Origin of the sequence: Halomonas alkalicola (assembly GCF_030704205.1) — a bacterium.
GTDB lineage: Bacteria > Pseudomonadota > Gammaproteobacteria > Pseudomonadales > Halomonadaceae > Halomonas > Halomonas alkalicola.
Map to the genome: position 1 here is coordinate 1,117,770 of NZ_CP131913.1, position 11,739 is coordinate 1,129,508.

General features: G+C 63.9%; 10 protein-coding genes. 2 read left to right on the forward strand and 8 right to left on the reverse strand.

All coding sequences use genetic code 11. The annotated features are described in order from the left end of the window. Window position 1 precedes the first annotated feature (1 nt). Together B6N23_RS05385 and B6N23_RS05390 are read left to right on the forward strand one after the other, a co-directional pair. Window positions 2-163: a hypothetical protein gene (locus B6N23_RS05385; protein WP_305502584.1), complete on the forward strand. Its 162-nt coding sequence runs from the start codon at window positions 2-4 to the stop codon at window positions 161-163. After that, entirely contained in the window at window positions 160-600 is a 441-nt protein-coding gene (locus B6N23_RS05390; protein WP_305502586.1) for a DUF411 domain-containing protein, read from the forward strand. The genes B6N23_RS05385 and B6N23_RS05390 overlap by 4 nt, the downstream gene beginning before the upstream one ends. A gap of 103 nt (window positions 601-703) precedes the next feature. On the opposite strand, the gene B6N23_RS05395 is transcribed toward B6N23_RS05390, so the two are convergent. The 8 genes from B6N23_RS05395 to kdpF form a co-directional block, all read right to left on the reverse strand. Continuing rightward, entirely contained in the window at window positions 704-2,170 is a 1,467-nt protein-coding gene (locus B6N23_RS05395; protein WP_305502588.1) for an esterase/lipase family protein, read from the reverse strand. Window positions 2,171-2,344: 174 nt separating this feature from the next. Continuing rightward, complete coding sequence (trkA, locus tag B6N23_RS05400) at window positions 2,345-3,718, reverse strand: Trk system potassium transporter TrkA (RefSeq protein ID WP_305502590.1); 1,374 nt, start codon at window positions 3,716-3,718, stop codon at window positions 2,345-2,347. 4 nt (window positions 3,719-3,722) lie between these two features. Then, window positions 3,723-4,460: a response regulator gene (locus B6N23_RS05405; RefSeq protein WP_305502592.1), complete on the reverse strand. Its 738-nt coding sequence runs from the start codon at window positions 4,458-4,460 to the stop codon at window positions 3,723-3,725. Further along, window positions 4,453-7,131 carry an ATP-binding protein gene (locus B6N23_RS05410; protein ID WP_305502594.1) on the reverse strand — a complete coding sequence of 893 codons (2,679 nt, stop codon included), beginning with the start codon at window positions 7,129-7,131 and terminating at the stop codon, window positions 4,453-4,455. Before B6N23_RS05410 ends, B6N23_RS05405 begins: the two co-directional genes overlap by 8 nt. Before the next feature lie 21 nt (window positions 7,132-7,152). After that, window positions 7,153-7,776, reverse strand: a complete 624-nt coding sequence (gene kdpC, locus B6N23_RS05415; RefSeq protein WP_305502596.1) for a potassium-transporting ATPase subunit KdpC — start codon at window positions 7,774-7,776, stop codon at window positions 7,153-7,155. An 11-nt stretch (window positions 7,777-7,787) separates the two neighbouring features. Next, window positions 7,788-9,869, reverse strand: a complete 2,082-nt coding sequence (kdpB, locus tag B6N23_RS05420) for a potassium-transporting ATPase subunit KdpB (protein WP_305502599.1) — start codon at window positions 9,867-9,869, stop codon at window positions 7,788-7,790. 11 nt (window positions 9,870-9,880) lie between these two features. Continuing rightward, window positions 9,881-11,572: a potassium-transporting ATPase subunit KdpA gene (gene kdpA / locus B6N23_RS05425; RefSeq protein WP_305502601.1), complete on the reverse strand. Its 1,692-nt coding sequence runs from the start codon at window positions 11,570-11,572 to the stop codon at window positions 9,881-9,883. A gap of 9 nt (window positions 11,573-11,581) precedes the next feature. Then, entirely contained in the window at window positions 11,582-11,692 is a 111-nt protein-coding gene (kdpF, locus tag B6N23_RS17030; RefSeq protein ID WP_369424969.1) for a K(+)-transporting ATPase subunit F, read from the reverse strand. Between the last annotated feature and the right edge of the window lie 47 nt (window positions 11,693-11,739).

An 11,739-nucleotide genomic window follows, 5' to 3' on the forward strand; every position in this document is an offset into this window, starting at 1 on the left:
CATGATCGCGCATTGTACCGCCCTGATGGGCAACCTGCCTTGGCTGGCCTGGGTCATGCCCATCGCCATGCTCACCCTGCTCGGCCTCGGCATCGCCGCCCTCGCCAAGTACCTGTTCACCTCCCGCCCCACGTCCCGCGACCTTCCGGAGGCCCGCCCATGAATCGCTTAGGCTCCACCCTCCTGCTCTCCGCCGCCCTGCTGCTGGGCGCCGGCACCGCCCACGCCGCCCTGCCCGACAAGGCGACCATGTTCAAGAACCCGGAATGCGGCTGCTGCGACGAGTACGCCCGCCAGCTCGAGGCCCGCGGGGTCGAGGTGAAGATCGTCGACGATATCGAGGTGGGCAAGATCAAGCAGCGCGTCGGCCTGCCCTTCGGCCTCGGCTCCTGCCACACCATCCAGATGGGCGGCTACGCCATCGAGGGGCATGTGCCCTTCGCGGCGGTGGAGAAACTCTTCGAGGAGCGCCCGGACACCCGTGGCATCGGCCTGGCCGGCATGCCCATCGGTACCCCCGGCATGCCCGGGCCCAAGCAGGGCGACTGGGATGTCTACCAGTTCCGCGACGGCGAGGCCTCGCCCTTCATGACCCTCTGAGCCAGCGGGCCATGCCGGCCCTCGACGCCGCCCCGGCCAGCGCCGGGGCGGCGTCGGGGCGGCGTCGGGGCGGCGTCGTCTCAAGGGCCAGGCCGCTGGCGGCTCACTCCCAGGGCTCGATGCCCAGGTAGAGTCGCCCCTTGAACCCCTTGCGGCTGGTCAGCGGCACGTAGTGCCCTCGCGCATCCTCCTTGACCGGCCGCCCGCGCCCCTCGCCCCAGTCCTCGTCGCCGAGGATATAGCGCAGCCGCCCGCCCCCGGCAGCGGCGGTGGCCAGGATCACCACCTTCTCGCGGAAGAGGTTCTCCTCCGGCACCCGGCGGCTGACGAACCAGCGCCCCCCCACCTTGAACTCGGTGCTGCGCACGGCGATGTCGGCCGTCAGCATCATGGTGCGCCCCTGGGTGACGGTGATCCTCGTGCTGTCCAGGTAGACGGAGAAGAGCACCGGGTGACGGGCATGGTCATGGCCGGCCCGCTCGGGATGGAACATCTCGTCATAGCGACGGAAGATCGCCGAGTCATGCTCCACCCGGCGCTCCGAGAGCGCCACCGGCGGAAAGAGCCGCGGCATCACCGTGCACTCGAAGTGGTAGCTGCCCTCGATGTCGTTCCCCTCGTCGCGGGCCTGCTGCAGCGAGGGCGGCAGCGGCAGGTGGTCGACCACCAGCTGCCCCTGCATGCGGGCATCGCCGAACAGGAAGCGCGTCAGGTTGAGGTAGCCGGCCTCGGAGTTGACCATGCCGAAGGGGCCGCTGTGGGCCAGGTAGAGATGCACCCGAGGGGCGTCCTCGACCCAGGCGCAGTCGGTCTTCACCAGGCCGTCGCTGCGTGCGCCCACCACATGGCGAGTGGCGTTATAGTCGCGGTGGTTGGTGCCCACCAGGCAGAAGAAGCGCTCCGGCGGGAAGTGTCCCCCCAGGCGGTTGACCCGGCCCCCGCGCGGGGAGAGCTTGAGGTAGCCGGCGATGCTCTTGCGGTTGAAGTTGCTGATGTCCCAGAGGCCCAGGAAGCGCGGCACGTTGAACCCGGCCATCTCGATGCCATCGTGGGGGGTGCCGTAGGTGAAGACCTTGTCGACGCAGGCGCGCGCCTCGGCGCTGCCCGCCTCGGGGTTCTGCAGCAGGCAGCGGCAGACCAGCCCGCCCATGGAGTGGGCCACCAGGTAGACCTTGAAGGCTTCCCGCGCCTCCTCATCGTCGCCGCAGATCCGCTCGCGCAGCCAGAGGATCCGCTCGGAGAGCGCCCGGGCCGCCTCGGGGATCGAGGGGCGCTGCCCCTCACCGCCCTCCCCCTCGTAGTAGCGGTGGATCAGCAGGGTCCGGCGGGGCAGCCGGTCCTCGCGCTCCGCCCCCTCGGCGTAGACGTCCCGGTAGCCGTGATCCTTCATCAGGCGGATCACCGGCGACTCGAAGATCAGGGAGTCGAACGCCCCGCTGGGCCCCTGGCGTACCCGGGTCGCCCCCAGGTTGAAACCCATGTAGGGCGTGTTGATGGTCGCCTCGATCTCGCTGTCACGCATGGCGAAGCCGCGCACGTAGATGATGGGGTGGTAGTACTCCTGGGTCATGCTGACGCTCCTCTGCCGGCAGAAATCCGCGCCGGGTGGCCCCAGTCGCCGCGGGGGTCGCCGGGCAAGCGGCTGGCGGACCCCATGCGCATCCCTACTGCCTGGAGCCCTCGATGGCGTTCCTGATCAGCGTAGACCAGGAAAGCCACCCGGTTGGCGAGGTCTGACTCCCTGTCAGAAGAAGGTCAGGCCGACCTGGAACAGCCGCTCGACGTCGCGGATGCGGCGCTTGTCGATCACGAACAGGATCAGGTGGTCGCGGGACTCCACCACCACGTCGTCGTGGGCGATCAGCACCTCCTTGCCGCGCACGATGGCACCGATGGTGGTGCCGCGGGGCAGGTCGATCTCGCCGATGGCGCGGCCCACTACCTTCGACGACTGGGTGTCGCCGTGGGCGATGGCCTCGATGGCCTCGGCGGCGCCGCGACGCAGCGAGTGCACGTTGACGATGTCGCCGCGGCGCACGTGGGTCAGCAGGCTGCCGATGGTGGCCTGCTGCGGCGAGATGGCGATGTCGATCTCGCCGCCCTGCACCAGGTCGACGTAGGCGGCGTTGTTGATCAGCGTGAGGACCTTCTTGGCGCCCATGCGCTTGGCCAGCATCGACGACATGATGTTGACCTCGTCGTCGTTGGTCAGCGCGCAGAAGATGTCGCACTCCTCGATGTTCTCCTCTTCCAGCAGGCGCTTGTTGGTGGCGCTGCCGTGCAGCACCACGGTGCGGTTGAGGCGTTCGGAGAGCACCGTGCAGCGCTCCAGGCCGTGCTCGATGATCTTGACCTGGTGGCTGTGCTCGAGGTGTTCGGCGAGACGCTCGCCGATGTTGCCGCCGCCGGCGATCACCACCCGGCGGAAGTCGCGGTCGACCCGGCGCAGCTCGCTCATCACCGCGCGGATGTCGCGCCGGGCGGCGATGAAGAAGACCTCGTCGTCGGCCTCGATCACGGTGTCGCCACGCGGGATGATCGGCCGTTTGCGGCGGTAGATGGCCGCCACCCGGGTGTCGACGCTGGGCATGTGGCGACGCAGGAAGCCGAGGTCCTGACCCACCAGCGGGCCGCCGTAGTAGGCCTTGACCGCCACCAGTTGCACCAGGCCGCCGGCGAACTCCAGCACCTGCAGCGCCCCGGGGTGCTCGATCAACCGGCGGATGTGGTCGGTGACCACCTGCTCGGGGCTGATCAGCACGTCGATGGGTACCGCCTCGTGGGCGAACAGCCCCTTGCGGGTGAGGTAGGCGGTGGCACGCACCCGGGCGATCTTGGTGGGGGTGCGAAACAGGGTGTGGGCGACCTGGCAGGCGATCATGTTGACCTCGTCCTGGCTGGTCACCGCGATCAGCATGTCGGCGTCTTCGCAGCCGGCCTGGCGCAGCACCACGGGGTAGGAGCCGGGGCCCACCACGGTGCGGATGTCGAGCCGGGTGTGCAGCTCGCGCAGCCGTTCGCCGTCGGTGTCCACCACGGTGATGTCGTTCTCCTCGCGGGCCAGGTGTTCGGCCAGCGTGCCGCCGACCTGGCCAGCCCCCAGGATGATGATTTTCATAAAATTATTCCCTTTTACCGACCGAGTCGTGAGTGCCATCCGGCTCTACGAGCAGGCGATAGCCTATGCCGGCTTCAGTTTGCAGGAGGTAAGGTGCTTGAGTGTTATCCCCGAGTTTCTGCCTCAGACGGCTGACAACGATTCTGAGGTAATGGGTATCTTCAATATGGGTTGGCCCCCAGATTTCCCTTAGCAGTTGAGTCTGGGTCACCACGCGTCCGGCATGACGACAGAGGCGCTCAAGAAGTGCATATTCCTTCGGTGTTAAACGGACCTCTTCCTCGCCTAGATGTACCAGACGCTTCCCCAAGTCGATATGCAGTCGGTCGTGGCTAAAATGAATGGCCAATGATTCGCCGCTTTGACTCGCTTTGAAACGCAGCATTCTTCTGACCCTGGCCAATAGCTCCTGAATGCCGAAAGGTTTGGTGACATAATCGTTCGCTCCATTATCCAGAGCTCGCACCTTCTCCTCTTCACGCTCACGTACGGAAACGACAATTACCGGCACGTCGCTTTGAGTACGCAACGCCTCCAGAATCTCCTGGCCGTCCAGATCCGGCAGCCCTAGATCCAGCAAAATCAAATCTGGCGCACACTCAATGGCCTTGAACAAGCCCTCGCTTCCCGTCTCGGCTTCAATTACCTCGAAGCCTTGCGACGTAAGGCTAATACGCAAGAAGCGACGGATCTGCCGCTCATCATCCACCACCAGGATGCGTCCCTTGACCTCTTCACCCATCGCCCGCCTCCATGGTGTTCGACTCCAGGGGTAAACGAATCTCGATGCAGGTGCCCTCTCCGGTTGGGCTGACCAGAGCACGGATCTGTCCACCGTGTGCGCCAATCATGCCACGACAGATCGCCAACCCCAGCCCACTTCCGTGGCGCCCTCGATCACCTTCCCCACCGGTAAAGAACATGTCGAAGACCCGCTCGCGCAAATCGGCAGGAATGCCCGGCCCCTGGTCGATGACGCGTAGCCACAGCCAATCGCTTTCCATGCCGGCAACAATGGTAAGGCGCCCATGTACTGGCGAAAAGCGCGCCGCATTGTCCAGAATGTTCACGAACGCCTGCTCAATCAACGCCGGATGCACATAGAGAAGCGGCAAGTCATCAGGCCAGCTGCATACCAATTCATGTCCTTCCAGTTGAGGCCCCAGACGCTTGATGGCCGCGGCTATCAAGTCATCGAGCGCGACCCAGTCTCGCTCTATCTTCAAGGTTCCGTGCCCTAGCCGCGTCATGTCGAGCAGGTTCTGAATGTAGCGATTGAGCCGCTCACTCTCGCCCAGAATGCCATCAAGCAGTTCATACCGATCGGTCTCGGTCAGTTGTGCCTCGAGCTCCCGCAACGTGCTGGCCGACCCGATGATGGAGGCCAGCGGCGTACGCAGATCGTGAGAAACCGATGCGAGCAATGCCGAACGCAAGCGCTCGTTTTCTTCCGACAACCGTGCCGCCCCGAGATCTGCCACCAGGCGGGTGCGCTCCAGCGCCATGGCCAATTGGCTAAGCAGCGTAGCGAGCAACGCCTCCTCCTCTGGCGACAACAGGGCCTCACGTTGCTCGAGATTCAAGGCGACGATGCCCAAAACATGCCCGTGTTCCTTGAGCGGCAACAGTCGCCAACCCTGCCCGCTCAACGTATCGGTCCCTTGGCCACGGGGCTTGGCATGCTGCCAGCTCCAGGCTGCAGCAAGCAGTGCCGCTTCCGGTAGCCGTGTGGCAGGTGGCTCGGCCTGGCTGACCCGTACCCCCTCCGCACCGGCCTGCCGCTCCAGAAAGGCTACGGGCACATGTAGCCATTGCTCCAGCGTCTTGAGCCCGACTTGGCGAACGCTATCGCCATCCGTCGCCACCGCCAGCGATTGCACATACGCCAGCAGGCGATGGGTCTGGTCACGACTCTCACGGAGTGCCAATAGGCGGCGGCGACCACGGCCGGCCAGCTGGCCAACCGCTACCGCTACCGCCAAGAAGAATACTACGGTCAGGATCTGATCCCGCTCGACCATCACCAGCGTCAACTTGGGCTCAGTGAAGAAAAAGTTGAAAGCCAGAGAGCCCAGCAGAGCGCTGCACATGGCAGCCCCGGTGCCCGCCAGCAGCGCGCTGATAAGGACAGCACCGAGGAATAGCAACGACAAGTCTGCAAGAGAAAACCAGTTTTGCACACTCAGGGCCAGACCGAGTGCAGCCAGCGTAGCCCCTAGTGCCACAATGCCGGCGGTCCAACTAGCGGGAGAGAATCGGTGCCTTGCCCGCCAGCGCGGGCGACGCTCCGTTTCGGCCACCACTACCAGGTCGAAGGCACCACCGCTGGTCAGCAATCGTCGCGCCAAGGGGCGGCGCCAGAGGCGCCACCCCGAAGGACGCGACCGTCCCACCACCAAGGTGGTCACGTTATGTTGACGGGCGTAGTCCAACAGTTCCTGCAGGCGATCGTATCCATACAGACGGCGTGTCTCACCACCGAGACGGTTGACCTGAGCAAACGCATTTTCGACCGCGAGGCGGCGCTCGGGATCGTCATGTCCGCGGTCGACATAGACTGCACGCCACGCCGCTCGACGGCGCTCGGCAAGCCGGTGGGCGGCGCGAACCAACGCTGCATCCTCACTCCCCCCACTCAGCGCCACCAATAGATGCGGGCGCACGGGCCAGGGCCCCGTCTCACCGCTTGCGCCCATGGCATCGCGCACATCGCTATCCACACGCTCTGCCATGGTCTGTAGCGCCAATTCGCGCAGCGCATTGAGATTAGGCTCGCTGAAGTAGCCCTCCATGGCTGCTCGCGCCTGCTCCGGCACGTAGACCTTGCCCTGGCGCAGCCGCTTCAGCAATTCATCCGGCGTAAGATCGACCAGCGAGACATCGCGAGCCCGCTCGAGCAGAGCATCCGGTACGGTCTCACGCATGCGCACGCCGGTAATACGCGCCACGGCATCGTTGAGGCTTTCCAAATGCTGCACATTGACGGTAGTCCACACGTCGATGCCAGCATCCAGCAGCTCCTCGATGTCCTGGTAGCGGCGCGGATGGCGGCTCCCCGGAATGTTGCGATGAGCCAGCTCGTCCACCAGCAGGATCGCGGGACGCCTTGCCAAGGCCGCGTCCGGATCGAACTCCTCGAAGGTGCGCCCATGGTGGGTCATCCGCGCCAATGGCAGCCGGACCATTCCCTCGCAAAGCGCTTCGGTCTCCGCACGTCCATGGGACTCGACGATGCCGATGACCACGTCCTCACCGGCAGCAACACGCTCCCTGGCGGCACACAGCATGGCATAGGTCTTTCCTACGCCTGGCGCCGCCCCCAGAAAGATACGCAGAGCACCGCGCGCCTCCCGGCGCACGGTTTGCCTGAGCAGAGCATCCGGGTCGGGGCGCCGCTCGTCGTCGGTGGCCATGGTGCTTCCCACTCACTCCTCCTAACTGTTCGGCGGCCCGGTCAGCTCATCGAGCGCTAGGTTCAAGCGCAATACGTTCACCGCAGGCTGCCCTAACCTGCCTCTCTGCTCAATGGCCGCTTCGATCAGACTCATCACCTGCACTTCCGACAAGCCCCGCGCTTGAGCCACCCGCGCGACTTGGATGGCCGCCCCCTCCGGCGTGATATGCGGATCGATTCCAGAGCCGGAGGCCGCCAGCAATTCAACGGGTCTCTCGCCCAGCGCCACGCCATCTCGAGCGGCAATGGCAACGGCATAGGCCTGCGCTCGCTCGCGCAGCTCCGGGTTGCCAGGCCCAAGATTGGAGCCGCTGACCTCGAAGGCATCATACTCTGCCGCAGTGGGCCGCCCAATGAAGTAGGCGTGATCGATGAAACGCTGACCAACCAGGACCGAGCCGACCACGCGCCCCTCTCTGTCTTCGATCAGACTACCAGTCGCCTGATGGGGCATGAGCCAGCTACCGAGAGCGCTGATCAGCAGCGGATAACCGAGCCCCAGGATCAGGGCCATGACCGCTACCAGCCGCAGCGGTATCGACCATGTCGTGAGTTGGCGATGCGTGTAAGAGAGAGAATCAATCTGTGCAGTGTTTCGATTCATGTCGCATCCTCCTAGATAAGCATGCCCATCAGCACGTCGAACAGCTTGATGACCGGAAATGGAAGCAGCAGGCCTCCGAGCCCATAGATCAACAGGTTGCGCTTCAGCAAGCTCGTAGCCGAAGTGGCCCGTACGCTTACCCCTTTCAGCGCGAAAGGAATCAGTGCGGGAATGATCAGGGCATTGAACAGGACGGCGGCCAACACTGCCGTGGTCGGCGAGTGCAAATTCAGAATGTCGAGCGAAGCCAGGGCAGGCAGGCTGGCAGCAAACAGCGCCGGAAGGATCACGAAGTACTTGGCCACGTCGTTGGCCAGCGAGAAGGTGGTCAGCGCGCCACGAGTGATCAGCAACTGCTTGCCGATCTCCACCGCCTCCAGCAGCTTGCCAGGATCGGAGTCGAGATCCACCATGTTGGCGGCCTCTCGAGCGGCCTGGGTGCCGGAGTTCATGGCGAGACCGAGATCGGCCTGCGCCAGTGCCGGCGCATCGTTGGTGCCATCTCCCATCATGGCAACCAGGCGGCCGCTGGCCTGCTCTTCGCGGATGATGGAAAGCTTGCGCTCGGGGGTGGCCTCGGCCACGTAGTCATCGACTCCCGCCTCGGCCGCAATGGCCGCTGCCGTCACCGGATTGTCGCCGGTGATCATCACCGTCTTGACCCCCATCTCGCGCAGCTTGGCAAAGCGCTCGGCAATACCCGGCTTGATGACGTCAGAAAGCGCTATCACTCCCAGCAGACACCCGTTCTCGGCAACCGCCAGGGGCGTAGCACCGTGGCGAGAGATGCGCGTCACCAACTGGGTGTAATCCGCAGGCACCCGGCCACCCTGCTCCTCGACCCACTGAGCGATGGCGTTGGGAGCACCTTTACGCAACCGGCGCCCGTCGACGAGATCGACACCGGAAAGCCTGGTCGAAGCCGAAAAGGCCACGAAGGTCGCGCCATCGGCCGCTTCGGTGAGTGATGCATCGACACCCAGATCACGCGCCAACCCCACCACTGAGCGACCCTCGGGAGTCGGGTCATCCAGGGAGGCCAGGAAAGCTACGTCCCTGAGCGCATCGCGCTGCTGTCCTTGGCAAGGCGCAAACTCCGTCGCACGACGGCCCCCCAGCGTGATGGTCCCGGTCTTGTCGAGCAGTAGAGTATCGATGCTACCGGCGATTTCCACCGCCTTGCCCGACTTGGCGACCAAGTTGGCACGCATCGCCCTCTCCATGCCGGCAATGCCGATGGCAGGCAGTAACCCGCCGATGGTAGTGGGTATCAAGCACACCAATAGCGCCACCAGCATCACGGTGGAAGACTCGAGGCCCACGAATGCCGCCATGGGCACCAGTGTCACCACCACGATCAGGAACACCAGGGTGAGCATGGCCAGCAGCGCCGACAGTGCCAGTTCGCTTGGCGTCTTCTGGCGGCTGGCACTCTCCACCAGGGCGATCATGCGGTCCAGCAACGATTCGCCCGGGTCGCTGGTCACTTCGATGACCAAGCGATCCGACAGCAGCTTGGTACCCGCACTGACCCCACTGTTATCGGTACCTGCCTCCCGGAGAACCGGCGCGGACTCGCCCGTCACGGCTGACTCGTTGATCGACGCGGCCCCTTCCACGATTTCACCGTCGGCGGGGATCAGCTCGCCGGCTTCAACAACTACCCGATCTCCACGCCGTAAGGTATCGGCTGCCACTACCGTCACGTTGCCGTTCTTGTCGAGCCGATGCGCCTTCAACTGTCCTCGTGTTTGGCGCAGGCTGCCGGCATGCGCCTTGCCCCGCGATTCAGCCAGGGTTTCCGCCGCGGTGGCAAACAGCAAAGTCACCAGCAGCATCAACGTAATGGCTATCGCAAATCCGCCGCTCTCTCCTCGGGCCAGCGCTTGCACGCTCAACAGGGCGCATACGGCAGTACCTATCCCCACCACGGCCATCACCGGGTTACGTGCCAGCCTTTGCGGAGCAAGACGCACGAATGCACCTTTGACGACTGCAGCCCAATCGAGCGGCTGGCGCGCAGCTCGCCGACTGCCTCCACTCATTTGCTGCCCCGGTTTCTGCTGTGAGCCATGTTGCATTGACGTTGACATGACGTGTCTCCTCACTGAGCCAGGACCAGGGCTTCGGCAACCGGTCCCAGCACCAGAGCTGGCAGAAAGCCCAACAGGTTGATGATGACGATGACACCAGCGGTCAGTGCCATGAAGGCACCGCTGTCCAGGGCCAGCGTTCCTCTCCCGGCGGGCGCGGTGCGCTTGGTCGCCAGCCAGGAGGCCACGGCCAACGGTACGAGCATGGGCAGGAAGCGTCCGATCAATAGTGCAATCGCACAGGTCAGGTTCCACCAGTAGGTGGCATCATCGAGACCTTCGAAACCCGAGCCGTTGTTGGCAAAGGCGGAGGTATATTCGTAGATGACCTGAGCCAAGCCGTGGTGGGTCGGATTGGTGGTGCCATGCACGCCAGGCAGGCTCACTGCGAGCGCACTCAAGCCGAGGATGATCAGCGGCTGCGCCAGAATGGCCAGGCTGATCCAGCGGATCTCGCGGGTTTCCAGAGGATGGCCGAACAGCTCTGGCGCCCTGCCCACCATCAACGAGCCGATGAAGGCCGCCAGCATCAGATAGAGCAAAAAGCCGATCAGCCCTACCCCGACACCGCCAAAGGTGACATTGACCAGCATGTCCATGATCAGCACCATGCCACCCAGCGGGTTGAAGCTGTCATGCATGGCATTGACCGAGCCGTTGGAGGTCTGAGTGGTCCAACTGCCCCACAGCGCCGACATGTCCGTGCCGAAGCGAACTTCCTTGCCTTCCATGTTGCCGCCAGGGGCAGAAAGCTCGGCGAAGGCCGCATTGGGCATGCGCTCCGACGACACGACCAACCCCGTCGAGACCAGTGAGAAAGCCAGCATCACCCCACCAATGCCAACCATCAGACGATGCCTCCCGGTCATCACCGCTAGGGCGACCAACAGCGCGACGGGAATGAGCATAATCGCTGCCGTTTCGATGACGTTGGAGATGGCAGTGGGGTTCTCAAGCGGCACGCTGGAGTTGGGTCCGTACCATCCTCCGCCGTTGGTGCCGAGCGGCTTGATGGCCACCATGGCCGAAACGGGCCCAAGAGGAATCCGCTGGGTCTCTTCGACTTGCGCATCGAGGGGAGTGATTTCATGGGCAGCCTGGTAATTCGCGGGCACCCCCTGCCAGGTGAGCAGCAGCGCCACGACAGCGGCCAATGGCAGCAATATACGGACCGAGCTACGCGTCAGATCACGGTAATAGTTTCCAACACCCAAGCCACTCTCTTGGCGATGCTTGGCTAGTAAAGTGCGCGCAATGGCAACCAGCACGGCCATGCCGGTCGCCGGCGTCAGGAACTGCAGAGTGACGATGGCGAGCGTCTGGCTCAGGTGGGAGAGCTCCGCCTGTCCCGAGTAGTGTTGCTGGTTGGTGTTGGTAGCAAAGGAAATTGCCGTATGCAGCGCCGTATCCCAGCGCATTCCGGCAATGCCATCCGGATTGAGCGGCAACCGACCCTGGAACATGAAAGTCAACCAGGCCAGCAGAATCAGCAGCACATGCAATTTCAGCACGGCAGTGGCATAGGCCTGCCAGGGCATCGAAACCTCTGGGTTGACGCCAGCCAGCCGATAGATGACGCCTTCGATGGGAGAGAAAAATCGATCCAGATAGGAGCGCTGGTCACCAAGGCTTTTCGCCATATACAGACCGAACGGCAAGGCCATTCCTATGACGAGCGCATACGTCAGCATCATGTCGTTCATGGCCGTCTCCTAGAAACGCTCTGGCCACAGTAGGGCCGCCACTAGATAGGCCCCCGTGGCCAGAGCGATCACCAACAGCAGAGAATTCATGGAAGTACCTCCTGATGAGTGCACTGCCATGCTAGGAAGAGGCCGCGTAAAGAATCGATGGCGAAAACCGCCACAGC